The organism is Corynebacterium aquilae DSM 44791, from assembly GCF_001941445.1.
Lineage (GTDB): Bacteria > Actinomycetota > Actinomycetes > Mycobacteriales > Mycobacteriaceae > Corynebacterium > Corynebacterium aquilae.
On record NZ_CP009245.1, the window covers coordinates 231,583 to 257,986 of the forward strand.

Here is a 26,404-nt window from a genome sequence, read left to right on the forward strand (position 1 = left end):
ACGAGTGCCGGCCCCACACTGAAGTGGGGCCGGCACTCGTTTGCGACTAGGAGAGAAGCGCTAGGAACGATCCGCCAAGGTCGGGCGAATCGGACGAGCCAGCTGAGTCATCTCCTTACGGCCACGCAGCTCCACAGACTTCAACACAGTCCACCGCGCCTGCTCCGCCTCATTCGCATCACGCAACGTCGCGGCAGAGGTCAACACCCGGCCAGGAGTATCCTTCGCAAGCTCCGTCAGGCGTGCCGCCTGGTTCACCGCATCACCAATGACGGTGTACTCGAAACGATCGTGACCACCAATGTGGCCGGCAACCACCCGCCCCGAAGCCACACCAATGCCACAAGCAAGCTCCATGCCCTTCAACTCGGCCTTCAACTCACGCGCAGCAGCCAACGCATGCCCCGTCGCATCCGACAACGGCAGGGGAGCACCAAACACCGCCAAAGCGGCATCGCCCTGGAACTTGTTAATAATTCCCTTATGGCGGTGCACCACATCGACCACGTGCTCAAAAAACGCATTCAGTGCCTGCACCACTTCCTCCGGGGTATGCGACACCGCAAAACTCGTCGAACCAATCACATCAATAAACAGCACCGCAACCTTGCGATCCTCACCGCCCAAGGTGGGGCGCTCCTCCAGGGCACGACGAGCAACCTCCACACCCACGTAGCGACCAAAGAGCTCGCGCACGCGCTGGCGTTCCTTCAAACCGCGCATCATCTCATTGAAGCCGGCCTGCAACACACCAATCTCAGAACCGTCATAAATATCGACCTGCACATCAGTATCCCCACGACGCACCCGGTTAATCGACTGCTGCAACTCACGAATCGGATCCACCACACTCATGATCGCCAACGCAGTGCCCAAAAAACCAGCCAACACCGCAGTCACAGCCAGCCAAATAACCCCCGTCAAAATCGATCCCGGATCCTCACCGAAATACCCGGCACGCTGGCCCACCACCAACAAAATAATGCCAGCAGCCGGAACCCCCGAGGTCAACAACCACGTCAACACCAAACGCTGCTGCACAGGGGGCTCCAGAGTGGAATCCTCAAAACGGCGCGCCAAAGCCGTCGCCGCAACAGGACGCATCAAACGCTGCGCCTCCAAATACGTAAACAACACCACCATCGCGCCCCCCAACGCCGTCGTCAAAAAAATCACCAACGCAGCCCGCGGCGAACTCGTCGCCGCCAACACCGTCAAAATCGTGATCCCAACAGCCCACACAATGCCCGTCAAAATCCCCTGATACGTAGGAATACGCATCACCAAATTACGAATCATGTTCGGATCATGATCATCCGGATGACGCTGCCACACCAACACCGGCTTAAACAGCATCGCCGTCACCACAGCGCCCGCCACAATCGCAAAAACAACATAAGCGATACCCGCCGACATCAAACTACGATTCGACGCAGACAAACCATCAAGCTCAGGCAACGGCACCGCGAAACGCAGGAACAACATCACCGCGATCGCGCCCACCAGGTTCGACAGCAGAACAGAAGCAGCATACAGCGGCCACGACGTGCCAAACAGCCACTTCAGTCCCTGCGAAAAACGATTCATGTTGCCTACTTTAATGGCTGCACGGGATTGACAGCTAGGCTAGTGGCCGTGACGGACGTATTCAGCACTCTTGCCGACGGTGGGGCAGTCAGCCGGACCCTCAAAGCCGCAGCCACCAGTGCCCGCAATAAAGCCAACGGCACCCCCCTGGGCTCCGCCATGACCCACTCCTGGCTATTCACCGGGCCACCCGGCTCCGGGCGCTCCAACGCCGCAGTCGCCTTCGCACAAGCACTCGTCTGCACCCACCCCGACACCATCGGCTGCGGTGAATGCGAAGCCTGCCGCCACACCGCAAGCAACTCCCACCCCGACGTCACCCGCATCATCCCCCAAGAACTCTCCATCGCGGTCGACGCCATGCGCACCGTCATCACCGAGGCAGCCAAACTACCCAGCGTCGCCCAATGGCGCGTCATCATCATCGAAGACGCCGACCGGCTCACCGAATCCGCCGCCAACGCACTACTCAAAACCGTCGAAGAACCCCCAGAGCGCACCGTCATCATCCTCTGCGCCCCCTCCACCGACCCCACCGACATCGCCGTCACCCTCCGCAGCCGCTGCCGCCACCTTTACATCCCCACCCCCAGCACCGAAGCAGTCGCCGACCTCCTGGTCCGCCAAGGCATCGCTAACCACCAAGACGCACTACTAGCCGCCGCAGCCACCAACGGCCACATCGGGCGCGCCAAACGACTCGCCACCGACCCCAAAACCCAAAACCGCCGCGCCCGCATCCTCAACCTCGCCGAACTCATCTACCACGGCGACGCCGCCTTCCAAGAAGTCGCCGACATCGTCAAAGCCGTCGAAGCAGGCGCCAAAGAAGAACTCGCCCCCATCGAAGAAGCAGAAATCGCCCGCCTCAAAAACGCTCTCGGCCACGGCGCCAAAGGCAAAGGCACCGCCCGCGCCATCGGCGGCACCAAAAGCGAGATCACCGACCTAGAAACCAAACAAAAACGCCGCACTACCCGACACATCCGCGACAGCCTCGACCTCGCCCTCACCGACCTCGCCGGACTCTACCGCGACGCACTGATCACCAACTCCGGGGCCACCAGTAACCTCACCCACCCCGACTTCAAAGCCCTCTCCACCGAACTCGCCACCAAAAACACCCTCGAACAACTCGTCGCCTGCCTCGACGCCATCAGCGCCTGCCGCGAATCCTTCGGACACAACGTCCCCCCACGAATCGCCATGAACGCCATGGTCGGACGGCTCCGAAAAGCATGCAAAACCTCCTAAATTCCCCACAAGCCCACCCCGTGATGTAAACTCCCACAACGTGCCCATCACGGCATGCGCCGCCTTAGCTCAGTCGGTAGAGCATTTCACTCGTAATGAAAAGGTCGCGAGTTCGATTCTCGCAGGCGGCTCCACCAACAAATCCCGCTTGTCACACCAGGACAAGCGGGATTTTGCATACCCGCACGCCCCGCCCGGGTTAAGCTCCAACCCATGCGCCACTTCCTGCCCCTCACCATCATCTACGGCATCGCCTTCCTCGCCATCGAACGCTACGGCCAAGCCCCACACGACCCCGCCTCAATCGGGCCCCTACTCATCTTCAATCCCACAGCAGCGCTCACCATCAGCGCCCTCCACGCCACCATCGCAGGATTCACCCCCTGGGTAGCCCCCGCAGTCGCCCTCGGATACCTCGGCGCAGAATACATCTACTACCAAAGCGTCACCCCAATATTCACCATCCCCTACGCCATCTGTGCCCTTAGCGGCAGCGCGCTCGGCCACCTCATCTATCGACACCGCAAGCGCACCACCAAAGCACACCCCACGCAATAAAAAATCCTGCAGGAAACTAAACTACAGCCCATGGTTCGCGCACGAAAAGGGGAGCAACACGCCTGGCTGGCCGTTGCCCTATCAATGTTCGCCGTCGCCTGGGGCGGCAACGAATTCACCCCACTCCTCGTCCTCTACAAACAGCACGGCAGCTTCTCCAACCTGTTTATCGACGCCATGCTCATCACCTACGCCATCGGCGTCGGCGCCGGACTCCTCGCCGCCGGCCCCATGAGCGACCGCTACGGACGACGCGCACTCATGCTGCCCACCCCACTCGTCGCCGTCGCAGCCTCAACCTGCATCGCCTACGGCGAAGACGCAGCCACCCTCATGGCCATCGGACGCTTCCTGTCCGGACTCGCCGTCGGAATGGCCATGACCGCCGGCGGCTCCTGGCTCAAAGAACTCTCCACCCCCCGCTTCGACCCCACCGCCAAACCCTCCTCCGGAGCCAAACGCGCCTCCATGGCCCTCACCGCAGGCTTCGGACTCGGCGCCGGTGTCGCAGGCGTCCTGGCCCAATGGGGCCCCATCCCCGGACAGCTCGCATACGCCCTCCACATCCTCCTCACCATCGCGCTTTACCCCCTGATCATTAAAGTCCCCGAAACCCGCCAAAGCGCCCACCTCAACATCAAAGGCTCCTGGCTCAACGACATCGCAGTCCCCACAGCCCGCGACCGCCGCTTCCTCACCGTCGCCGTCCCCCTAGCACCCTGGGTCTTCGGCTGCGGCTTCACCGCCTACGCCATCCTCCCCACCCTCATGCGGGACTCAGTCACCTACCCCATCGCCTTCACCGCACTGCTGTGCGTCGTCACCCTCGGCGTCGGCTTCCTCATCCAACAACCCGGCCCCACCATCGTCGGAGACGGCGGCCGACGAGGCCCTCTCCTCGCCATGACAGTCACCATCATCGGCATGGCACTGGCAGCCCTTGTCCCCCTCAACCACAGCATCACGCTGACCCTCATCGCCTGCGTATTCCTCGGACTGTCCTACGGGCTCTGCGTATTCACCGGGCTCTCAGAAGTCCAACGGATTGCACCACCCAACGACCTCGCCGGACTCATGGGCCTGTTCTACTGCTGCACCTACGTCGGAATGATCTTCCCCGCCATCCTCACCAAACTCGACGGCACCTTCACCTACCCCCAAATGCTCGGCTTCGGTGCAGCAGTCGCCACCCTCATCCTCCTCGCGCTAATCAAGACCGCTAAAAAACAAACAGCCTAAAACAAACAAAAAGTGAGGTCCTTCCCCGCAAAAGGGAAGCACCTCACTTTTTCAGCGAAATGCAACCGAAAACTACTCGGCCACAACCGGCTCAGCCACAGGCTCTGCAACCTCATCGCCGGATTCTTCAGCCTCCACAGCCGGAGACCGCAGCAGCTTGAAGAACAACACCAACTCGATAACCACAGCCACAATCAGCAGCACCATCGCGTTGGAAACCTTCGCAGCCCACTTACCAGCAGCCTCCTGGATAGCAAACTGGTTCTCAATCGTGAACAACGACGGCAAAGCACTCGTGCCATTCGTCATCAAGAACAGCACGCCAATTCCGATGAACAACACGCCAGCAAGCATCGAATACGTGTTGAACTTAAAGGGGCCAACCTGGCGAGTCTTACCACGCAACCAGGTACGAGAACCCAAATTGAACTGATCCCACAGCGCCGCCAAGATAAACAGCGGAACCGTCATACCCAGGGCGTAAACACCAAGCAACAGGGCACCAAACAGGGCACTACCGGACACAGCAGCGGTCGTAAATACCGCACCCAACAACGGGCCAGCACAAAAACCAGCAAAGCCGTACACCATGCCCAGCAGGTACATGGAAACCCAGTTACCCAGCTTGATATTGCTCGAAAGGTTACTCAAGCCCGGGATCTGGAAGCCAAAACCCAAAAAGGTGTAAATGCCCAAGGCAATGATGACCAAGCCGCCAATAAGAATCAGCGTCTGTCGGTGCTCATTCAACAAGCCGCCAACAGAACCAAGACCCGCACCCAGCGGCATCAATACAGTCGCAAGACCCAAGAAAAACACCGTGGTACGAGCCAACAGCTGAGTCTTGGAATTGAAAGCATAAGCAAAAAACGCGGGCAGCAGCATCGCTGAGCAAGGGCTCAGAATAGAGAGCACGCCGCCTAGAAATGCTCCAAGAAGACCAATGGAAACCATCAAATCCCCTTACTTGGAATTCTTCTTAGCAGCGCCACCGTTATCGTTTTGAACGGTCTTCGCCAACTGCTGGTTAATCACATCGATAAAGGTGTCGGTCGGCTGCGCACCACCAACAAACTGGTCGCCCACAATGAAGCCAGGGGTACCAGAAATGCCAATACCGGACGCGTACGCACGCGCCTGCTCAATCACCGGCGTGTACTTATCACTCGATGCGTCCTGCTTGAACTTGTTCAAATCCGGCACGCCAGCCTCCTTAGCGAAGGTCATGTAATCATCCATGCCGAAGTTCGGGTGGCCACGCATATCCTTCGAGGCAGTGTAGAAAGCCTCACGGAACTCATTGAACTTACCCTGAGCAGCCGCGGCACGACCAGCGCGCGCAGCATCCTCAGCCTTCGAGCCGTTCACCGGGAAATCATTCCACTCAATGCGGACCAAACCCTTGTCGACGAACTCCTTCATCAACGTCGGCTCAGTCTCATTAGCAAAGCGAGAACAGAACGGGCACTCAAAATCCGAAAACTCAGAAATCACCACAGGGGCATCCACAGCGCCCACAGCGAAAGGATCCTTCGGATTCCGGCGGTGAACATTCAAAATGTCCTCTTGAGTCTCCAACGGGCCGCCAGGACCATTGATCTCAGCATCATAAGAACCATCAGGCAGCTTTTCCGGGCCAGGGCCCGCGGTGCCATTTGCGCCAGGCTTAGCTAGGGCGGCGAGCTTGGCGATGTTCTCGTTGGGAACTGCGGTGTCGGTGGTGCCGTCCTGGGTGGCGGAATCTGCACCAGCAGCGGTGTTAGTGGCCGGGGTGTTGGCCTTCTCACCGATGACGTAGCCACCGAGGCCGGCGATAACGACCAGCATGGCTAGGAAAGCCCACATTGTTTTAGTGACTTGGGCGAAAGCGTTGTTCACGCGTAGTACTCCGTTGTAGGGGTCGGGGTCATTTGGGCGATTGGCATAAAAACAGCCCCTTGTTGGACGCAAAGCATCAACAAGGGGCGCCATGTTAAAAGGCACGTTGCTTTAAGCGCTCGTGCCAGGATACTCGTCTTCTGGGCGGATTGCGTTTTGGAGGGCTACCGCTCGGGCGAGTCGGGCGTAGCGCAACTCTTGCTCACGGAAGCGAATGTAGGTCGACAGGGTAGTAAACATGAAGGCCACTACCAGGCCGTAGAGCAGCAGGTCGGTGCCGCGGGCGACGCCAACCAGGTTCGCTACCCAGGTGAGGTGATCAGGGTGCAGCACCGCATAAATAGACGCGAGGATGAACAGGATGAAACCAAGTTTCACGCCTGCCTTCGCCCGGGCTTTCTTCCGGTTGCCGATGAAGTAGGCGACGAGGAGTGCCGTCGAGGACAGCAGGAGCAGCTGAATCAAAAATTGTCCGGTCACGGCAGTTTCCTAACTAGCAGTCCGTCGGCGAGGATATTGACACCATTGATGAGGGATTGCCCCTTACTCATGGAGTATTCCGTGTAGAGAATGTCGACTGGCTGCTCAGCGACCCGCCAGCCTTTTTCGTCCATCTGGGTTACGAATTCACTGGCGTGGCTCATCCCGTTCATACGAATGTTGAGCTCGTCTGCGACTTTGCGGTTGAACACGCGCAACCCGTTGTGGGCGTCAGTTAATCCCAAGCGGCGGGTGCGAGGGGACAACATCACCACTGTTTTCAGCACAATCCGCTTGATGAGGGGAACTTGATCCTCGTCGCGAGCTGCATCACCAAAGCGGGTACCGACGATAATGTCGGCGTCGTCGTTGCGGAGGCGCTCCAGCATGGCGACCACATCTTTGACTTGGTGCTGCCCATCGGCGTCGAAAGTGACGAAGTAGCGGGCACCTGGCTGGCGGCGCGCGTACTCCACGCCGGTTTGAATGGCAGCACCCTGCCCCAGGTTCACTGGGTGGTTCACCAGGTGCGCTCCGGCAGCGTGAATCTGTGCGGCGGAGTTATCAGCCGAGCCATCGTTCACGGCGACGATATTCGGAAATGTCGCCCGCGCGTTTTCGATGACGTCCTTGATCACTGTGCCCTCGTTGTAGCAAGGGATGATCAGCCAAGTGTCATTTGTGTCCATGGTGATTGCTAACTCTAGCGCAGATTAAAGGCCGTATGCTGTAAGGAATGAAGCTCGGAATAGTCATCGTGTCGTACGGTCACGAGGCGGAGGTTGCCCGCCTGGTTGACTCCTTTACTCCTCAGCTGCGCGAGGGCGATCGCGTCATCGTCGTTGACAACAAAAAGCCCTGGCAGATGCAGGAAGCGGGAGTTGCGGAGATCATCCAGCACGACAACGGTGGCTTTGCCGCCGGCTGTAATGTGGGGGCGGCGGCCGCGGGCGATGTTGATGTGTTGTTCTTTTTGAATCCCGACACCTATGTCGAGGATCCGAACCTGCTCGATGTTATTCGTTCCGGATATGACACGCCGTTGGCGGCGTGGATGCCGTATTTGGTGCTGCCGGATGGGACGGTGAATTCTGCCGGTAATGCGCTGCACATTTCCGGTTTGAGTTGGGTTAACGGTTATGGTCAGCGACCCGACATTCGTGATGGCTTTACCGATATTTCGATTGCTTCGGGGGCGTGCTTGGCGGTGCGTCGCCAGTGGTGGGAGCGCCTCGGTGGGATGGCTGAGTTGTATTTCATGTACCACGAGGACACTGATTTTTCGGCGCGTCTTCTTTTAGCGGGTGGCCAGATTGGTCTGCTTCATGGCGCGCAGGTTCACCATGACTATGACTATTCCAAGGGCGATTACAAGTGGATCTACATTGAGCGCAATCGCCTGTTGTTTATCTTGGCTACCTGGCCGTGGCCGGTGATTGCGGTGTTGGCGCCGCAGCTTGTGGCGGTGGGGTTGGGCCTGTGGGCTATTGCCGCTAAGCAGGGCCGGTTGGGGCTGAAGCTGAAGTCGACGAAGCTGTTTTTCCAGGCGATTCCGGAGGCGATTCGTTTCCGGCGCACAGTGGAACAGTCCATCTCTGCCGCTGAGTTTTTGGCGAAGATGGACTGTTCGGTGGATAACCCGTTTTTGGGTCCGGTGGCGGACAGCAAGCTGGTTGCTGCAGGCTACCGCGCGTATTACAAGGCGGCGTCCTGGGCGATTCGTCGTAAGTAGGCGCCGTAGCCGGATTTTTCGAGCGGTTTGGCGAGTTCTTCGAGACGTGCTGCATCGATGTGTCCGGCGCGGAAGGCTGCGACTTCGGGGCTGCCGATGATGTTTCCGGTGCGTTTTTGTAGCACTTCGACGTAGGCGCTGGCTTCGCTCATGGAGTCGATGGTGCCGGTGTCGAGCCACACGTCACCGCGGGATAGGCGCTGTACTTTGAGTTTGCCGCGTTTGAGGTAGGCCTCGTTGACGCTGGTGATTTCGAGTTCGCCGCGGGCGGAGGGGGTGATGCTTTTGGCGATGTCGACGACGTCGTTGTCGTAGAAGTACAGGCCAACGACGGCGTAGTTGGATTTGGGGTGGCTGGGTTTTTCTTCGATGGAGACGGCGGTGAGGGTGTCGTCGAATTCGACGACTCCGTAGCGTTCTGGGTCGGAGACTTGGTAGGCGAAGACGGTGCCGCCGTCTGGTTCGTCGACGTGGTCGAGGAAGTGGCGGCCGTCGAAGATGTTGTCGCCGAGGACCAGGGCGACGGAGTCGTCGCCGATGAATTCTTCGCCGATGATGAAGGCTTGGGCGAGTCCGTCGGGGGAGGGTTGGACGGCGTAGGTCAGGTTGAGTCCCCAGTCGGCGCCGTCGCCGAGGAGCCTTTGGAATTGGGGGGCGTCTTCGGGGGTGGTGATGATGAGGATGTCTCTGATGCCCGCCTGGATGAGGGTGCTGAGCGGGTAGTAGATCATCGGTTTGTCGTAGATGGGCATCAGTTGTTTGGAGATGCCTTTGGTGATGGGGTACAGGCGTGTTCCTGAGCCGCCGGCGAGGATGATGCCTTTCATCGTGGATCAAGCTCCTTGAGGTATTCGGCGAGCTGTTCGCGCCAGTCGCGGGGGGTGAATCCGGTGGCGGTGAGCTTGTCGAGCGTCATGACGCTGTTGAGGGGGCGGGTTGCGGGGGTGGGGTATTCGGCGGTGGTGATGCGGTTGACGGGGGCTTTGCCGTAGTGGGCGTAGACGATGTCGGCGACGTCGGCCCAGCTGCCGGGTTGTCCGCCGTTGCTGACGTTGTAGGTGCCGTGGGCGTCGATGGCGATGAGGTGGGCGATGGCGCGGGCGAGTTCGTCGGCGAAGGTGAGGCGTCCGATTTGGTCGTTGACGACGTTGGGTTCGACGCCTTTGTTGGCGAGGGTGGCCATGGTGCGGACGAAGTTTTTGCCGTTGCCGACGACCCAGCTGGTGCGGGCGATGAGGTGGCGGGGGACGGTGGCGGCGGCGATGTCGCCGGCGGCTTTGGTGTTTCCGTAGACGCCGAGGGGGCTGAAGGGTTCTTGTTCGGTGTGTTCTTGGGTGCCGTCGAAGACGTATTCGCTGGAGACGTGGACGAGGCGGATGTTGTGTTCGGTGCACAGGCGTGCCAGTGTGCCGACCCCGGTGGCGTTGATGGCCCAGGCTGCTGTGCGTCCGTCTGTTTCGGCGAGGTCGACTTGGGTGTAGGCGGCGGCGTTGATGATGGTGTCGACTTGGCGCCAGTTGCGTTGTGATTTGAGGGTGTCGTAGTCGCAGGTGGCGAGGTCGATGTCGTCGCGATCGAGGAATTCTGCGTCGATGTGGTTGCGCAGTGCGCTGCCGAGTTGGCCGCTGGCGCCGAGCACGATGGTGGTGCGGGCGGGCACGGGGGTGGCGTCGGCGAGTGGGGGGTGTGCGCGGTCTTTGTCGGAGATTTCGGTGGGTTCGAGCGGCCAGTCGATGATGTCGAGGTTGACGAAGTAGTACTGGGCGTCGGGGGACCAGTGGTCGTTGACGAGGTAGGAGTAGACGGTGTTGTCTTCGAGGGCTTGGAAGCCGTTGGCGACGCCGCGGGGGACGTAGACGCAGACGCTGGGGTCGATGCGGTGGGTGTAGGTGTGCCCGTAGGTGGGGCTTCCTTCGCGCAGGTCGCACCAGGCGCCGAAGACTTCGCCGTGGGCGACGGAGACGAGTTTGTCCCAGGGTTCGGCGTGGAGGCCGCGGGTGACGCCTTTGTTGGCGTTGAAGGACATGTTGTTTTGGATGGGGCGGAAGTCGGGGACGTCCGTCATGGTGGTGCGGTTCCAGTTTTCTTTGAACCAGCCGCGGTTGTCGCCGTGGACGGGAATGTCGACGACGATGAGTCCGTCAATGGTGGTGTTCATTTAGTGCCCCCGGGCGGCGTAGGCCTTTTCGATGGCGTCTTTTTGGTCTCGCCACCAGTTTTCGTTGTCGCGGTACCAGGCGATGGTTTGGGCGAGTCCTTCGCGCATGGAGTCGGTGTATTGGGGTTTCCAGCCGAGTTTGGTGCGTAGTTTGGTGGAGTCCATGGCGTAGCGCATGTCGTGGCCGGGGCGGTCGGCGACGTGTTCGAAGGTGCCGCCCATCATCTCGCAGATCATTTCGATGACCTGTTTGTTGTTGATGTGGTCGTTGTCGGCGCCGATGATGTAGGTGTCGCCGATGGTTCCTTTTTCGAGGATGAGGTGGACGGCGGTGTTGTGGTCGTCGACGTGGATCCAGTCGCGGACTTGTTCGCCGGTGCCGTACAGCTTGGCGGGTAGCCCGCTTAAGATGTTGGTGATTTGGCGGGGGATGAATTTCTCGATGTGTTGGTAGGGCCCGTAGTTGTTGGAACAGTTCGAGATGGTGGCTTGGATGCCGAAGCTGCGGATCCAGGCGCGCACTAGGTGGTCGCTGGCGGCTTTGGTGGAGGAGTAGGGGCTGGAGGGGTTGTAGGCGGTGGTTTCGGTAAACCGGTTGGGGTCGTCGAGTTCGAGGTCGCCGAAGACTTCGTCGGTGGAGATGTGGTGGAGTCGTTTGTGGTGGCGGCGGACGGCTTCGAGGATGGTGTAGGTGCCGATGACGTTGGTGTCGAGGAAGGGCCGCGGGTTGGCCAGGGAGTTGTCGTTGTGGCTTTCGGCGGCGAAGTGGACGACGATGTCGCAGTCGCGGATCAGCTGGTCCATGAGTTCGGCGTCGCAGATGTCGCCTTCGACGAAGTCGATGCCTTCGGGGAGGCTGTCGCGGTTGGCGGCGTAGGTGAGTTTGTCGACGACGACCACCTTGTATTGGGGGTATTTGTCGAGGGTGAGTCGGACGAAATTAGTGCCGATGAACCCGGCGCCGCCTGTGACCAGCAAAGTCTTCATGGCGGTTGATTCTAGCAAGTCCGAGGCCTTGAATTGTGGTGCCGACAAGCGGTCCGAGGGTTAATGCGACGACGGTGGCGGTTTGGAGACTCAAAGGGAGGGTGAGGGCGATGATGGCGAGGACGGTGGCGATGATCCATCCGCCGAGGTAGTAGTTGTGTTTTTCGACGGCGATGGTGCAGGTGCCGACGACCATCATGGTGGCGGTGCAGGCGGCGCCGATGGTGTAGGCGCCGAGGGCCCATCCGGGCATGGCGTACGCTTCGCTGCGCAGGATGAATTCCATGAGCCAGGGGCCGATGGCCCAGGCGAGGGCGGCGCCGGTGATGCCGACGGCCCAGACGATCAGAAGTGGGGTGCGCAGGGCGTGGGCGATGCGGTGTTTGTTGTCGACGAAGCGGACGATGAGGGCGGATTGGAATTGTTGGAGGGGTACGAGTAGTGGTGCGCGGGTGAGGGTGACGGCGTAGATGACGGCGGCGGCGCCGGCGGCGTTGGGGTTGGTGAGTTTGACGATGGTGGGGAATCCGACGATGAGGACGGCGGTGGCTCCGGCAGCACCCATGGCGGTGAGGCTGCGGCGCAGGAAGACGGGGGTGGGGCAGTCGGCGATGGCGCCGCGGGGGCGGGCGATGAGGATCCAGGAGGCGGCGCCCATGACGGTGATGATCATGAAGGCGGTGAGGTGGTATCCGAGGAGCCAGGCAGCGATGGCTGCGATCATGCGTACGCCGGAGTCGCAGGCGATGAGCAGCGCGTAGGTGGACCATTGTTTGCGGGCGGAGAGGACGCCGGCGATGGCGGCTTGGATGGCGTAGGAGCCGAGGCCGATGGCGAGCAGGGCGACGCCTTGGAGGTGTGAGTGGGAGATGATCAGGTTGATCCACGCCGGCGAGGTCAGGGTGATTAGTGCTGCGGCGATGGCGCCAATGATGGCGGCGATGAGGATGGGGCGGGCGCCGTGGGGGTGGGCGGTGGCGGCGACGGAGCGGGTGGTTTCTTGCATGTAGCCGGTGAGGACGCCGGTTCCGGTGAAAAATAGGCCCCAGTAGGCGCTGAATTCTGCGGTTTCTTGGGGGGTGAGTGCCCAGGCCGCCACGATGATGACGACGAAGCCAGCAATTCCGGCGATGGCGGTTGCTAGCGACAGGAATCTCATGGGTGTGGCTCCGGGAAGGGGGGTAGCTCGTGGTGGTGTAGCCAGGTGTTCCACAGGTGGTCGAGCTCCGCGATGGGGACTCCGGCGGTGTGGCAGGCGCTGGTCATGGCGGTTTTAAGGTCGATGGGTTCGACGACGGAGTGGGCGCCGCCGGCGACGTAGCGTTTGACGGCGGTGAAGAAGGCGTCGTCGCCGAGCAGGGTGCGCAGCGCGTGGACGAAGATGGCGCCGCGTTTGTAGACGCGGTCATCGAACATGGCCTCCGGGCCGGGGTCGGCGAGGAGGAGGTCTTTGGGGAGTTGGGCGAGGATGTCGTAGTGCCGTTTGGCGGGTACCGCTGCGGGGGTGCCTTGGGATTTTTCGAACCAGAGCCATTCGGCGTAGCAGGCGAAGCCTTCGTTGAGCCAGATGTCGTTCCATTGGGCCAGTCCGAGGGAGTTGCCGAACCATTGGTGGGATAGTTCGTGGGCGACGAGGCGTTCCCAGGTTTTTTCGCCGGTGGCGTGGTTGCGGCCGAAGATGGATAGGGCGGAGGCTTCGAGGGGGATTTCGAGGGGGTCTTCGGTGAGGACGACGGTGTAGGAGCGGAAGGGGTAGGGGCCGAAGAGTTCGGTGAACACGTCGAGCATGCGGACTTGGTCGGCGAAGTCGTGTTCGAAGTAGGCGCGGGCGCTGGCGGGGAGGTAGGCGCGGACGGGGGTGCCGTCGGCGCGCAGGACGAGTTCGGTGTATTCGCCGATTTGTACGGTGGCCAGGTAGGAGGCCATGGGGTTGTGGGTGCGGTAGTGCCAGGTGGTGCGGGAGCCGCCGCGGGTGGTTTGTTGCAGGGTGCCGTTGGTGATGACCCGGTAGGGGTTGTCGGCGGAGATGACGAAGTCGTAGGTGGCTTTTTCGTCGGGGGTGTCGTCGCAGGGGAACCAGGAGGGGGCGCCGCAGGGTTGGGAGGCGACTAGGGCGCCGTTGCTGAGTTCTTCCCAGCCGATTTCGCCCCAGGGGCTTTTGATGGGGCGGGGGCTGCCACCGTAGGTGATGGCGAGTTGGAATTCGGAGTCGGCGGGGATTTCTTCGCTGAAGGTGATGGCGAGTTTGCCGTTGTGGTGGCGGGTTTTTTGGACTCGGATGGGGTGGGCGGCGTTGCCGATGATGCGGACCTTGCGGACGGTGAGGGTGTTCGCAAGGTCGAGGGTCATGCGTTTGAGCGGGACGTAGTTGTCCAGCGTGAGGGTGGCGGTGCCGTCGAGTCGGTTGGGGGTGACGCGGTAGTCCAGGTCGAGCCGGTAGTGGCGGATGTGGTAGCCGAGGTTGAAGTCGACGCCGGTGTAGGAGTCACGGGTGCCTGGGATGGGGGTGGAGCGGAGCCTTCGGGCAGTCATTACTCGCCGGCGATTCCCATCGCGTCGGCGAAGGTGGGCCAGGACTTCGCTAGGGCGTCTTGCCAGTAGCCCCAGGAGTGGGTGCCGTTGGGGGAGAAGTCGTAGGTGGCGGGGATGCCGAGGGAGTTGAGTTTGGCTTCGAGGTTGTGGGTGCAGATGTTGGAGACTGCTTCGATGAGGCCGCCGTTGACGATGTGGGTGCGGACGTCGAGTTCGGGGGTGGTGAAGGGGCTGGACCAGAGGTCCCATTTGCCGGCGAGTCCGGAGCCGTTGGAGATGAACAGGCGGGTGCCGCGGAGTTTGTCAGCGTTTGCGAGGGCGTCGTGGGCGAGGTAGTTGGGGGTGCCGGGTTTGCCCCAGAGGTTGGAGGGTTTTTCGCCGCCGCGCAGGCCGACGACGGCGGCGATGATGAATTGTCCGAGGTTGGTGTTGGTTTCGGCGCAGCCGGAGAAGGATCCGACGCCGTCGTAGAAGCCGGGGTTGCGTTCGGCGAGTTGCAGGGATGAGGTGGCGGACATGGACATGCCTGCGATGACGCGTTTGTCGTTGGCGCGGTAGCGCTTTTCGATGGGGCCGGGGAGTTCTTTGGTGAGGAAGGTTTCCCATTTTTGGGCTCCGCCGAGGTTGTTGGCGGGTTCTTCCCAGTCGGTGTAGTAGGACATGCGTCCGGCCATGGGGATGACGACGTTGACGTTTTTGTCTTTGTAGAAGTCGAGGGCGTTGGTGCTCAATACCCAGTTGAGGGTGCCTTCGCCGCCGTCGGCGCCGTTGAGGAGGTAGAGGGTGGGCCGGCCGGGGTCTTTGGCGGGTAGCACGAGCAGGGGGATGTCGCGGTTCATGCTGGGGGAGTGGGCCCAGACTTCTTCGATGTGTCCGTCGAAGGCGGCTACCTTGTCACGCCACAGGGGGCGTTGTTCGAGCTCTGGTGCTTGGGTGCTCAGCGTTGCCTGGGGGGTGTTTCCGGCCAGGGCGGCGGCGGGGGTGCCGGCGTGGGCGGGGGTTGCCGTGATCAGGGCTGCTGCGGTGAGTAGAGCTGCGGTGCTGCGGGCGAGGCGTGCCAAGGTGTTCCCTCTTGTTTCGTGTTAGTTGGTGGTGGCTGCCGGTGCGTCGGCGGCCGGTGCGGGTGCCTGGTCGGTGTCCGCGGCGGGCGCTTTGGGTGCTTCCTGCGCTTCCGGTGCTGCAGGGGCCTCGGGGGCGGCAGGCGCGGCCGGTGCCTCGGGGGCCTTGGGCGCTGCGGGTGCGGCCGGTGCCTCAGGTGCCTTGGGGGCGGCGGGTTTGGGCGCCTGGGAAGGCTGCGGGGCTGCGGGAGCGGGCGCCGGCTGGGCGGCGTCCTGCTTTTTGTTGCCGCGGCTGGTGGAGCCGGGGGTGATGTCGGAGGACAGGGCGTCGATGGATTTGTCGAGGACCTTGTCCGCGCCGGAGGAGCCGAGGATTTCGGAGCTGCCGAGGCTGGAGCCGGTGGAGCCGCCGGAGGATCCGAGGACTTTTTTCAGGCCGTAGCGGAAGGCTGCGCCGTCGGTGTCGTGGTCGCCGATGGCGGGCGGGTCGAGGTCGCCGTCTTTGAGGGGGATGTCGAAGGCTTTGGCGAAGACTTTCCAGGAGTCGCGCAGGTCCTGGGTCCAGTAGGTCCAGGTGTGGGTTCCGTTGTTGCGGAACTCGAAGGTGGCGGGGATGCCTTCGCTGTCCATTTTGGCTTTGAGGTCGTGGGTGCAGGCGTTGGTGACGCCTTCGATGAGTCCGCCGTCGATGGTACGGGCCAGGAAGGAGGCGAGGTTGTATTCGACGGTGCCGGAGGACAGGAGGTCTTCGGTGCCGGCCAGGCCGGATCCGTTGGAGACGTAGACGTCGGTGCCGCGCAGCCCGGAGACGTCGTTGAGGGCGTCGTTGTAGGCGCGGTTGGTGGAGAACAGCGGCCCCCAGGCCTGCCAGGCGGAGGCGCCGCCGCGGTTGAGGGTGAACCAGGTGGCGAGGAAGCCCCACAGAGTGGAGGAGGTGGAGGCGCAGCCGGAGAAGGAGCCGACGGTGTCGTAGAAGCCGGGGTTGTGTTCGGCGAGCAGGAGGGAGGAGGTGGCGGACATGGACATGCCGCCGATGCCGCGTTTACCGTTGCCGCCGATTTCTGCCTCGAGCGGTCCGGGAAGTTCCTTGGTCAGGAAGGTTTCCCACATTTGTTTGCCGCCGAGGCCGGGTGCTTCGTTGATCCAGTCGGTGTAGTAGGAGAAGGCGCCCTGCATCGGGATGACGACGTTGACGTCTTTGTTTTTGTAGAAGGAGATGATGTCGGTTTGAGCGAGCCAGTTGGCGTAGCCCTCACCGCCGTCGCCGCCGTTGAGCATGTAGAGGGTGGGTTTGGGGCCCGGGTTGGTGTTCTTGTTGCCCTCGATCACGATCAGCGGGATTTTGCGGTCCATGCTGGGGGAGTACGCCCAGTACTCCTTGACGAAGCTGGCGTTGGCGTCGACGTAGCGGCGCCAGGTGGGAACCTTGGTGATCTCGGCGGGTGCGCCCTGTTGGAGGGTGGCCAGCGGGGTGTCGCCGGCGAGGACTGCGGGGGCGGTGCCTGCCAGGGCGGCGGGGCTTAGGGTCAGTGCGGCGGCGGTGGCCAGTGCCACGGCCTTGAGCGCGGTGCGCTTCACGTGTTAGTTCTCCTCGATTTCGAATGCGCGGGCGAAGGTGGGCCAGGAGGCGCGTAGGTCATCTTGCCAGTAGCCCCAGGAGTGGGTGCCGGTGGGGCGCAGGTTCCAGTCGGCGGGGATGTTTGCTGCGTCCAGCTTGGCTTTCAGGTCGTGGGTGCACACGTTGGTGGCGCCTTCGATGAGACCACCGGAGATAACGTTGGTGGCTACGGCCTGGGAGTCGCCGTTGATGCGGGGGCTGGAGGGCATGTCCCATTTGCCGGCCAGGCCGGTGGCGTTAGAGATGTACATGGTGGTGCCGCGCAGCTTTTCGGCGTTGACCAGGGCGTCGTTGTAGAGACGGTTGGGGCTGTTTTGGGGGCCCCACATCTGTTCGATGGTGGCGTGGCCGCGGTTAAGGGTGGCGACGACGGCGGCCAGGCCGATACCGACGTTGGTTTGGGCGCAGCCGGAAAAGGACCCGACGGCGTCGTAGAAGCCGGGGTGGTGCTGGGCGTACAGCAGGGTGGTGGTGGCGGTCATGGACATGCCGGCGATGCCGCGTTTGCCGTTTGCGCCGAGGTAGCCCTCGATGGGTTCGGGCAGTTCCTTGGTGAGGAAGGTTTCCCACATCTGCTTACCGCCCAGGTAGGCGTTGTCCTGCTCCCAGTCGGTGTAGTAGGAGAACTTGCCGGACATGGGGATGACGACGTTGATGTCTTTTTCCCAGTAGTAGGCCAGGGCGTCGGTTTGCAGCGCCCAGTTGGCGCGCCCTTCGCCGCCGTCGCCGCCGTTGAGCAGGTACAGGGTGGGGCGGTTGGGTTTGGTGGCGCGCAGCACGAGCAGGGGCACGTCGCGGTTCATGCTGGGGGAGTGGGCCCAGACTTCTTTGACTCGGTCGGGGGCGAGCTCGGTGATGCCGCGCCAGCGCAGTTCCACCTCGGGGCGGGCGCCTTCGCTGATGGTGGCGCGCTCGGTGGTGCCCGCGAGTTCTGCCGCAGGGGTGCCGGCGTACGCCGGGCTGATGGCTTGACCAGCAAGAAGTGCGGCGAGTGTCAGCGCCGTGATGTGTCGTTTCATGGGCGTTGTGGGTCTTTCCGTTTTCGTGGGATTCGCTGCGTGGTACATGGGGTGTGTCGCGGGTGAGCGGCCGAGCGTTACCTTATCGATCCTGCTGTTGCGGTGTTCGTGAGGTGATGGCGTCGTGCGCGTTGGCTGCGAGCTCACTGTGAAACTCGTGTTTCGCTAGTGAATGAAGTTACGGCCAAACTGGGGTGTTAGCAACCCCTTGGGCGTTGTCGCGTGCGACAATGCGTACATCTTGCGCCCAGCTATGTAACGTCTGCGGGCAGTGCAACGGTATCCCCGGTGTCCCCGGTATGACCGGTACCCGCCCGATCTATGGTTTTTCCTTGGCGCCCCGCGTAAGTGGTGTGCCCCGCCTGAACCTGGATGTGGATCTGGGTGCGTGGGTGGACATTCTTATGGGTGCCCACGCATAAGTTTTTCTTCAACTCTTTCTAGACTTCGAGGTTTTCATCGTGCCTTTCATTGAGCAGATCATCGTCACCATCAACCAGTTCCTCGGCAGCTTGCTGCACGCCGGTTCTTCCGCTTCTTCTTTCGTGGGTAACGCTTTGCACCTGTTCTAAAGCGGGCGCGCGCCCTGGTGCTTGTGTGCTGGGGTTTTTGTGGCGGTGGTCGCCGTCTAACCCCAACCCGGGGTGGTGGCCGTCGCCTTTTTCATGCTTTAGGGGGGTGCTCACGTTATGGTGGTTGATGTGACTGAACATTTTGACGTTGTTGTACTTGGCGCGGGCCCTGGTGGCTACGTCGCCGCTATTCGCGCTTCCCAGCTTGGCCAGAAGGTCGCTGTGGTGGAGAAGCAGTACTGGGGTGGCGTGTGCCTGAACGTGGGCTGCATTCCCTCCAAGGCGCTGCTGAAAAACGCTGAACTTGCCCACACTTTCAACCACGAGGCCGACCTGTTCGGTATCTCCGGTGACGTGAGCTTTGACTTCGGCAAGGCGCACGCTCGTTCCCGCAAGGTGTCCGCGGGCATCGTCAAGGGCGTGCACTACCTGATGAAGAAGAACAAGATCACCGAGATCGACGGTTTTGGTTCCTTCAAGGACGCTCACACCATTGAGGTGTCCGACGGTAAAGATGCCGGCAAGACCATCACTTTCGACAACTGCATCATCGCTACCGGTTCTGTGGTGCGTTCCCTGCCGGGCGTGGAGCTGGGCGGCAACGTGGTGTCCTATGAGGAGCAGATCCTCAACGACACCCTGCCGAAGTCCATGGTGATCGTCGGTGCCGGTGCTATCGGCATGGAGTTCGCTTATGTGCTGTCCAACTATGGCGTGGACGTCACCATCGTGGAGTTCATGGACCGGGTGCTGCCGAACGAGGACGCCGACGTGTCCAAGGAGATCGCCAAGCAGTACAAGAAGCTGGGCGTGAAGCTGCTGACCGGCTACAAGACCACCGGTGTGCGCGATAAGGGCGATGTGGTGGAGGTAGATGTGGAGTCCAAGGACGGTTCCACGTCCGAGACCCTCACCGTCGACCGCGTGATGATTTCTATCGGTTTCGCCCCGCGTGTGGAGGGCTTCGGCCTGGAGAACACCGGCGTGAAGCTGACCGAGCGTGGCGCGATCGAGGTGGATGAGCGCATGCGCACCAACGTTGATGGCATCTACGCCATCGGCGATGTCACCGCGAAGCTGCAGCTGGCTCACGTGGCTGAGGCGCAGGGCGTGGTGGCCGCTGAGACCATCGCCGACGTGGAGACCATGGAGCTCGGCGACTACATGATGATGCCGCGCGCTACCTTCTGTAACCCGCAGGTCGCATCCTTTGGTTACACCGAGGAAAAGGCCCGCGAGATCGCGGAGGCTGAAGGCCGCGAGATCAAGGTTGCTACCTTCCCGTTCTCCGCGAACGGCAAGGCGCAGGGCCTGGGCGAGTCCGCCGGTTTCGTCAAGCTTATCGTCGATGCTGAGTTCGGTGAGCTCATCGGCGGCCACATGGTTGGTGCCAACGTTTCCGAGCTGCTGCCGGAGCTGACCCTGGCGCAGCGTTTCGATCTGACCGCCGAGGAAATTGGTCGCAACGTGCACACCCACCCGACCCTGTCTGAGGCGATGAAGGAAGCCGCCGAAGGCACCATGGGTCACATGATCAACCTCTAAGAGGGTTGTCGACCATCACCTAAAACACTGTGAGGGTGTGTCTTTCGGGGAAGTTTTTAAGCTTTCCCAAAAAGGCACACCCTCACGTCTTGTGGTGTCACGCCTTGAAAAAACCTTGTGGGGCGTGGTGGGGCCAGTGCCGCCGGCTGGTCGGCTAGTAGGGGGCGATGGTGGAGGAGTGGGCGTCCACCGAGATCTGGCCGTTGAGAGGGGGGAATGCCCGCTGTGCGCAGTGTGCGCGGGTGCATACCCGGCAGCCCGCCCCGATGGGGGTGGCGTTGGAGAAGTCCAACAGGTCCAGCCCGTCGGCGTAGATGGTGCGCTCCGCGTGGCGGGCCTCGCAGCCCAGCCCGATCGAAAACAGCTTGCCCGGCTCCCCGAAACGGCTCCGGTGGTGCCGCACCGTGCGACTGATCCACAGGTAGGTGCGCCCATCCGGCATCTGTGCCAACTGCCGCATGATGGATCCGGGATTGGTGAAGGTCTCATACACATTCCACAGCGGGCAGGTGCCCCCGGAGTGGGTGAAATGGAAACCGGTCGCCGATTGGCGTTTGCTCATATTGCCGGCGCGATCCACCCGCACAAAAGTAAAGGGGATGCCGCGCATATTGGGGCGCTGCAACGTTGACAGGCGGTGGCAGATCGTCTCGTAGCCCACCCCGAACAGCTGGCACAAGTACTCGATGTCGTAGCGGGAGGATTCCGAAGACTGGTGGAACTGCTCATAGGGCAGCATCAACGCGGCCGCGTAGTAGGACGCCACGCCGCGCCGCGCCAGGGTTATCGACTCGGGGCTGGTTAGCTCCCCATCATCGACGGCGGCATCGATCAGGTCGCCGGCTTCCAAAAAGGCCAACTCGGCAGCCATGCGAAACGCGCGCTGGCCGGGGCTTAGCCGGGTGGCCACCGAAAGCTCGAGGGTGTCCGGGTTGAAGCGGTGCAGGGTGTCATCGACTTCTTGGGTAAAGGACAACTTCACCCCGTGGGCCTCTGTGAGGCGTTGCGCGATCGCGTCCTCGGTGCGGCGGATATCGCCGGGGGTGATTGCCAATTGTTGGGCAGTTTCTTCGGCCAGCAGGTCCACATCCCCGATGTAGTTCTGGCGGGCGTAGAAGAAGTCACGCACCTCCTCGTGCGGCATCGACAGGGCGTTGGCGGTGGTGGATTTTTCCCCCGGGTTTGGCGCGTTGCGGGTATCGGTTGCCAAAGACAACTTGTCGCGCACGGTGTGATAGCGGCGGTGCATGTCCACCATCACCCGCGCGAGCTTGGGGTGGTTGTAGACCATCTCCGATAACTCCTGCAGCTCCACCGGGGTGGGGCACAGCTCCTTGTCGCCCATCACGTCCTGAATCTCTGCGAGCAGGCGGGAATCGTCATCGCGAGAGAAGAAGGTGGCGTCGACGCCGAAGGCTTCGGTGATGCGATGTAAGACGGGAACCGTGAGCGGGCGAACGTCGTGTTCGATCTGGTTGACATACGATGCTGACAAGCCCAGAGTGTTCGCGAGTTGGGCCTGGCTGAGGTCGCGTTCTCGGCGCAATTGCCGCAGCCGGCTGCCGACGTAAGTTTTACCCATGCGTTCACCATATCGTGATGCGAGTCATAATTTGAGCTTTCTGTGGCATTGTCATGGCTTTGCCAGGAAACCCCATCCGCACTCGCCCCTTCGGCTCATATGTTGAGACGTTTGCGGCAGTGGCTGGCGGGTAGCTGTGCGTCGCAATGGGGATGGGGTTGGGGGCTTGTGGGGGATTGCGCCTGGATGGGTGTGGCGGGTGAGGCGTCCTGAGGCTTATTGGGGCTGTGAGGGTATCCTCTACAACTTTTTAAGGACTCCCAATAGGGGTAGGGGAAAATTATGAGTTTTCTGTCAATTTTGGGCCCGTTTTTTGCAACGCTCATGTGTCGTTTTATCTAAGTGGCGTGCATAAACGGGGGTGATGAAGCGCCGGCGAAAAAACATTGACGATTTCTACTAGGTCAGCCTTACCTAAAGATAAATGCGCAGGTCAATCGGTTAGATGTGAGGTGTATCACCTTGCAAGTGTGTGAGTGGTTTACTACCCCCGGCACCCCGTAAAGTATGAGCGACACTGGAGGTGCCATGACTGAAAAGTATGACGACCGTGTAGCACTCGCACACGGCAAAATCACTGAAAAGCCGCTGCGTGAGCGGCCCGCCTACCCGACCTGGGCGTTGAAGCTGACGATGGCCATCACTGGCCTGATTTTCACTGGCTTCGTGCTGGTCCACATGATCGGCAACCTGAAGGTCTTTATCCCCGCCCACGACGGCGTTCACCACATCGACGAATACGGCGAGTGGCTGCGCACCGTTGGCGAGCCCCTGATGCCCTACGAGGGTGTTCTGTGGATCTTCCGTATCGTGCTGCTGGCCGCCCTGGTCCTGCACGTTTACGGTGCTTTCACCCTGGTGGGCCGCGCCCACCAGTCCCGCGGTAAGTTCCGCCGCACCAACCTGATGGGTGGTCACCAGTCCTTCGCGACCCAGACCATGATCATCTCCGGCCTGGTGCTGCTGCTGTTCATCGCGTTCCACATCGCCGACCTGACTCTGGGCGTTGCTCCGGCCGCATCCTCCGGCTTCGAGCACGGCGCGATTTACAACAACCTGATCGACTCCTTTAGCCGCTGGCCCGTCGCCATCTTCTACATCGTCGCCATGCTGGTGCTGTTCATGCACCTGTCCCACGGCATTTGGGTGGCAGTCAGCGACCTGGGTATCACCGGTAAGCGCTGGCGCGCAGTTCTGCTGTTCGTCGCTTACCTGCTCCCGGCAGTCGTCATGGTTGGCAACATCTCGATCCCGCTCGCCATCGCTACGGGCATCCTGAATTAGGCCGGAAGGTAAATAACTTATGAGCACTCACTCTGACACCACTGTCCAGCCGACCTTCACCGCCCCCGCTTCCTGCGTTGATGGCGTGACCATCGGCCGTGTCCTCGACGATGCTGCCCCCAAGAACGTCCCCATGCGCGACGCTTGGCAGTACCACAAGGACCACATGGAGCTCGTCTCCCCGCTGAACCGTCGCAAGTTCCGCATCATCGTCATCGGCACCGGCCTGTCCGGTGGCGGCGCCGCAGCCGCCCTCGGCGAGCTCGGCTACGACGTGAAGGCCTTCACCTACCACGACGCCCCGCGTCGTGCGCACTCCATCGCCGCACAGGGTGGCGTGAACTCCGCCCGCGGTAAGAAGGTCGACAACGACGGCGCATACCGCCACGTGAAAGACACCGTCAAGGGCGGCGACTACCGCTGCCGCGAGACTGACTGCTGGCGCCTGGCTTACGAGTCCGTCCGCGTCATCGACCACATGAACGCCATCGGCGCCCCCTTCGCCCGCGAATACGGCGGCACCCTGGCAACCCGTTCCTTCGGTGGTGTGCAGGTGTCCCGCACCTACTACACCCGTGGTCAGACCGGCCAGCAGCTGCAGCTGTCCGCAGCTGCCGCCCTGCAGCGCCAGATCCACCTCGGCTCCGTCGAAATCTTCACCCACAACGAGATGGTCGACCTGATCGTCACCGAGGATGAAGGCAAGAAGCGCTGCCAGGGTGTCGTCATGCGCAACCTGATCACCGGCGAACTCAAGGCACACACCGCCCACGCCGTGATCCTGTGCACCGGCGGCTACGGCAACGTCTACTACATGTCCACCCTGGCGAAGAACTCGAACGCCTCCGCCATCATGCGCGCATACGACCGCGGCGCATACATGGCCTCCCCGTCGTTCATCCAGTTCCACCCGACCGGCCTGCCGGTCAACTCCGAGTGGCAGTCCAAGACCATCCTGATGTCCGAGTCGCTGCGTAACGACGGCCGCATCTGGTCGCCGAAGGAGCCCAAGGACGACCGCGACCCGAACACCATCCCGGAAGACGAGCGCGACTACTTCCTGGAGCGCCGCTACCCGGCCTTCGGTAACCTCGTCCCCCGCGACGTGGCATCCCGCGCCATCTCCCAGCAGATCAACGCTGGCCTGGGTGTCGGCCCGCTGCACAACTCCGCATACCTCGACTTCCGCGACGCCATCGAGCGCCTCGGCAAGGACGTCATCAAGGAGCGCTACGGCAACCTCATCCAGATGTACGAAGAGGCCATCGGTGAAGACGCATACACCACCCCGATGCGTATCGCACCGACCTGCCACTTCACCATGGGTGGCCTGTGGACCGACTTCAACGAGATGACCTCCATCGAAGGCCTGTTCTGTGCCGGCGAGGCATCCTGGACCTACCACGGCGCGAACCGTCTGGGCGCAAACTCCCTGCTGTCCGCATCCGTCGACGGCTGGTTCACCCTGCCGTTCACCGTCCCGAACTACCTCGGCCCCATCCTCGGCACCGAGCGCCTCCCCGAGGACGCACCGGCCGCCCAGGAAGCCATCGAGCGCGCCCAGGCACGCATCGACAAGCTGATGAGCATCAACGGCAACCACGGCCCGGAGCACTTCCACCGCCAGCTCGGCGACATCCTGTACTTCTCCTGCGGCGTGGCCCGCAACAAGAAGGACCTCGCCGACGGCATCGAGAAGATCCGCGCCCTCCGCAAGGAATTCTGGTCCGATCTGCGCATCACCGGCGACAAGAACGAAATGAACCAGGTCCTCGAATACGCCAACCGCGTGGCCGACTACATCGACCTCGGTGAACTCATGTGCGTCGACGCCCTCGACCGCGACGAGTCCTGTGGTGCCCACTTCCGCGACGACCACCTCTCCGAGGACGGCGAGGCAGAGCGTGACGACGACAACTGGTGCTTCGTTTCCGCTTGGGAACCCAACGGTGAAAACCAGTTCATCCGCCACGCGGAACCGCTGTACTTCGACTCGATCCCGCTGATGACAAGGAATTACAAGTAATGAAACTCCATCTTGAGATTTGGCGTCAGGCCGGACCGACCACTGAAGGTAAGTACGAGTCCATCGACGTCGACGACGCTGTTGAGCAGATGTCCATCCTGGAGCTGCTGGACCACGTCAACGAGGGCCTGATTGAGTCCGGCAAAGAGCCGTTCGCATTCGCCTCCGACTGCCGCGAAGGCATCTGTGGTACCTGTGGCATCAACGTCAACGGCCGCCCCCACGGCCCGGACAAGAACAAGCCTGCCTGCCAGCAGCGCCTGTTCAACTTCAAAGACGGTGACACCCTGCAGCTCGAGCCCCTGCGCTCCGCCGCATACCCGGTCATCAAGGACATGATCGTCGACCGTTCCGCACTGGATCGCGTCATGCAGCAGGGCGGCTACGTCTCCGTCAACGCCGGTACCGCACCGGACGCCGACACCCTGCACATGAACCACCAGACCGCGGAACTCGCACTGGATCACGCAGCCTGCATCGGCTGTGGCGCCTGCGTGGCCGCATGCCCCAACGGTGCCGCCCACCTGTTCACCGGTGCCAAGCTGGTCCACCTCTCCCTCATGCCGCTCGGCAAGGAAGAACGTGGCAAGCGTGCCCGCAAGATGGTCGACGAAGTCGAAACCAACTTCGGCCCCTGCTCCCTGTTCGGTGAATGCGCCGACGTCTGCCCGGCGGGTATCCCGCTGACCGCCGTCGCCGCCATCAACAAGGAACGCGCCCGCGCCGCCTTCCGCGGCAAGGACAACTAGGCACCCGATTACCCCCGCAACCCTTGCCGGTTGTGGGGGTGACTGTCGTAGGATGAGGCCTAAGAAAAACGCGCACTGCGCGCACCATTTGGGCCGCACACACGGCTACCAACCGAAAGGCACACAATGTCTAACACCCACGCAGTGAACGCTCGCGAAGAGTCCTTCCGCGTGTTCGAGGGCGAGCCGCACTACATCGACGGCTACGTACCCTCCTCCCTGGACTCCCAGCACTCCTCCCTGCTCCGCTCCGCCACCTGGCTCGGCATGGGCTTCGTGCTGGCATCCCTGGCAGGCATCGGCACCCTCGTCTTCGGCCTGGCAACCCACATGTACGAAACCCAGGACAACGCGCAGACCTACATCATGATCGGCGCCGTCCTCACCGTCGTCTTCCTGGTCGCAGGTTTCGCCCTGATCCACAAGGGCCGCGCCAACTACCGCGCCTACGTCAAGGCCACCGGACGCCGCCACTAAGCCTTAACACGCCCCCGCACCCGCTTTAAGGTGCGGGCCAGCGTCATAAAGCACCTCCAACGCGCCCCC

At 61.7% G+C, this 26,404-nt stretch carries 22 protein-coding genes, 1 tRNA gene and 1 pseudogene; 10 read left to right on the forward strand and 14 right to left on the reverse strand.

Features of this window, described 5'->3' with window-relative positions:
* Positions 1–60: 60 nt before the first annotated feature.
* A complete protein-coding gene (locus CAQU_RS00925; RefSeq protein WP_075724436.1) occupies positions 61–1,587 on the reverse strand; it encodes an adenylate/guanylate cyclase domain-containing protein in 1,527 nt (508 codons plus the stop codon).
* Between the two features lie 42 nt (positions 1,588–1,629).
* On the opposite strand from CAQU_RS00925, the gene CAQU_RS00930 reads away from it, so the two are divergent.
* The 4 genes from CAQU_RS00930 to CAQU_RS00945 all read left to right on the forward strand — a co-directional run bounded on the left by CAQU_RS00930 (position 1,630) and on the right by CAQU_RS00945 (position 4,638).
* Complete coding sequence (locus CAQU_RS00930) at positions 1,630–2,841, forward strand: DNA polymerase III subunit delta' (protein WP_075724438.1); 1,212 nt, start codon at positions 1,630–1,632, stop codon at positions 2,839–2,841.
* A gap of 58 nt (positions 2,842–2,899) precedes the next feature.
* Positions 2,900–2,975: transfer RNA gene (locus tag CAQU_RS00935), tRNA-Thr, on the forward strand.
* Positions 2,976–3,054: 79 nt separating this feature from the next.
* A complete protein-coding gene (locus CAQU_RS00940) occupies positions 3,055–3,399 on the forward strand; it encodes a hypothetical protein (protein ID WP_075724440.1) in 345 nt (114 codons plus the stop codon).
* 30 nt (positions 3,400–3,429) lie between these two features.
* On the forward strand, positions 3,430–4,638 hold the full coding sequence (locus tag CAQU_RS00945) for an MFS transporter (protein ID WP_075724442.1): 1,209 nt from the start codon (positions 3,430–3,432) through the stop codon (positions 4,636–4,638).
* Between the two features lie 72 nt (positions 4,639–4,710).
* Here the strand turns inward: CAQU_RS00945 and CAQU_RS00950 are convergent, their stop codons facing one another.
* The 4 genes from CAQU_RS00950 to CAQU_RS00965 all read right to left on the reverse strand — a co-directional run bounded on the left by CAQU_RS00950 (position 4,711) and on the right by CAQU_RS00965 (position 7,685).
* Positions 4,711–5,592, reverse strand: coding sequence for a cytochrome c biogenesis CcdA family protein (locus tag CAQU_RS00950; protein WP_075724444.1), 882 nt, complete (start codon positions 5,590–5,592; stop codon positions 4,711–4,713).
* 9 nt (positions 5,593–5,601) lie between these two features.
* Complete coding sequence (locus tag CAQU_RS00955) at positions 5,602–6,483, reverse strand: DsbA family protein (RefSeq protein ID WP_075728204.1); 882 nt, start codon at positions 6,481–6,483, stop codon at positions 5,602–5,604.
* Between the two features lie 144 nt (positions 6,484–6,627).
* Complete coding sequence (locus CAQU_RS00960) at positions 6,628–6,996, reverse strand: DUF2304 domain-containing protein (protein WP_157108840.1); 369 nt, start codon at positions 6,994–6,996, stop codon at positions 6,628–6,630.
* Positions 6,993–7,685, reverse strand: a complete 693-nt coding sequence (locus CAQU_RS00965) for a glycosyltransferase family 2 protein (protein ID WP_075724446.1) — start codon at positions 7,683–7,685, stop codon at positions 6,993–6,995. Before CAQU_RS00965 ends, CAQU_RS00960 begins: the two co-directional genes overlap by 4 nt.
* A gap of 47 nt (positions 7,686–7,732) precedes the next feature.
* On the opposite strand from CAQU_RS00965, the gene CAQU_RS00970 reads away from it, so the two are divergent.
* Positions 7,733–8,728: a glycosyltransferase family 2 protein gene (locus tag CAQU_RS00970; protein WP_075724448.1), complete on the forward strand. Its 996-nt coding sequence runs from the start codon at positions 7,733–7,735 to the stop codon at positions 8,726–8,728.
* Here the strand turns inward: CAQU_RS00970 and rfbA are convergent.
* The 8 genes and pseudogenes from rfbA to CAQU_RS01010 all read right to left on the reverse strand — a co-directional run bounded on the left by rfbA (position 8,692) and on the right by CAQU_RS01010 (position 18,100).
* Entirely contained in the window at positions 8,692–9,555 is an 864-nt protein-coding gene (gene rfbA / locus CAQU_RS00975; protein ID WP_075724450.1) for a glucose-1-phosphate thymidylyltransferase RfbA, read from the reverse strand. The two genes, CAQU_RS00970 and rfbA, sit on opposite strands and share 37 nt — an antisense overlap.
* Positions 9,552–10,886 (reverse strand): sugar nucleotide-binding protein, encoded by a 1,335-nt coding sequence (locus CAQU_RS00980; protein ID WP_075724452.1) that lies wholly within the window; start codon positions 10,884–10,886, stop codon positions 9,552–9,554. Before CAQU_RS00980 ends, rfbA begins: the two co-directional genes overlap by 4 nt.
* Positions 10,887–11,873: a dTDP-glucose 4,6-dehydratase gene (gene rfbB, locus CAQU_RS00985; protein ID WP_075724454.1), complete on the reverse strand. Its 987-nt coding sequence runs from the start codon at positions 11,871–11,873 to the stop codon at positions 10,887–10,889.
* Positions 11,827–13,032, reverse strand: a complete 1,206-nt coding sequence (locus tag CAQU_RS00990) for a hypothetical protein (protein WP_075724456.1) — start codon at positions 13,030–13,032, stop codon at positions 11,827–11,829. The genes rfbB and CAQU_RS00990 overlap by 47 nt, the downstream gene beginning before the upstream one ends.
* Positions 13,029–14,405 (reverse strand): M1 family metallopeptidase, encoded by a 1,377-nt coding sequence (locus CAQU_RS00995; RefSeq protein WP_075724458.1) that lies wholly within the window; start codon positions 14,403–14,405, stop codon positions 13,029–13,031. The genes CAQU_RS00990 and CAQU_RS00995 overlap by 4 nt, the downstream gene beginning before the upstream one ends.
* Positions 14,405–15,466 (reverse strand): alpha/beta hydrolase, encoded by a 1,062-nt coding sequence (locus CAQU_RS01000; protein WP_075724460.1) that lies wholly within the window; start codon positions 15,464–15,466, stop codon positions 14,405–14,407. Before CAQU_RS01000 ends, CAQU_RS00995 begins: the two co-directional genes overlap by 1 nt.
* A gap of 507 nt (positions 15,467–15,973) precedes the next feature.
* Positions 15,974–17,041 (reverse strand): annotated as a pseudogene (locus CAQU_RS13000) (alpha/beta hydrolase); the annotation flags it as partial.
* Between the two features lie 3 nt (positions 17,042–17,044).
* Entirely contained in the window at positions 17,045–18,100 is a 1,056-nt protein-coding gene (locus CAQU_RS01010; protein ID WP_075724463.1) for an alpha/beta hydrolase, read from the reverse strand.
* A 701-nt stretch (positions 18,101–18,801) separates the two neighbouring features.
* Here CAQU_RS01010 and lpdA point away from each other — a divergent pair.
* The gene (gene lpdA / locus CAQU_RS01015; protein ID WP_211276124.1) at positions 18,802–20,217 is read left to right on the forward strand and encodes a dihydrolipoyl dehydrogenase; all 1,416 of its coding nucleotides are present in this window, start codon (positions 18,802–18,804) and stop codon (positions 20,215–20,217) included.
* 154 nt (positions 20,218–20,371) lie between these two features.
* Here the strand turns inward: lpdA and ramB are convergent, their stop codons facing one another.
* Positions 20,372–21,799, reverse strand: coding sequence for an acetate metabolism transcriptional regulator RamB (ramB, locus tag CAQU_RS01020; RefSeq protein WP_075724467.1), 1,428 nt, complete (start codon positions 21,797–21,799; stop codon positions 20,372–20,374).
* Positions 21,800–22,327: 528 nt separating this feature from the next.
* On the opposite strand from ramB, the gene CAQU_RS01025 reads away from it, so the two are divergent.
* The 4 genes from CAQU_RS01025 to CAQU_RS01040 all read left to right on the forward strand — a co-directional run bounded on the left by CAQU_RS01025 (position 22,328) and on the right by CAQU_RS01040 (position 26,335).
* Entirely contained in the window at positions 22,328–23,083 is a 756-nt protein-coding gene (locus CAQU_RS01025) for a succinate dehydrogenase cytochrome b subunit (protein ID WP_075724469.1), read from the forward strand.
* Positions 23,084–23,102: 19 nt separating this feature from the next.
* Entirely contained in the window at positions 23,103–25,109 is a 2,007-nt protein-coding gene (locus CAQU_RS01030; RefSeq protein ID WP_075724471.1) for a fumarate reductase/succinate dehydrogenase flavoprotein subunit, read from the forward strand.
* Positions 25,109–25,858 carry a succinate dehydrogenase/fumarate reductase iron-sulfur subunit gene (locus CAQU_RS01035; RefSeq protein WP_075724473.1) on the forward strand — a complete coding sequence of 250 codons (750 nt, stop codon included), beginning with the start codon at positions 25,109–25,111 and terminating at the stop codon, positions 25,856–25,858. Before CAQU_RS01030 ends, CAQU_RS01035 begins: the two co-directional genes overlap by 1 nt.
* 126 nt (positions 25,859–25,984) lie before the next feature.
* Positions 25,985–26,335: a hypothetical protein gene (locus tag CAQU_RS01040; protein WP_075724475.1), complete on the forward strand. Its 351-nt coding sequence runs from the start codon at positions 25,985–25,987 to the stop codon at positions 26,333–26,335.
* Positions 26,336–26,404: the final 69 nt, after the last annotated feature.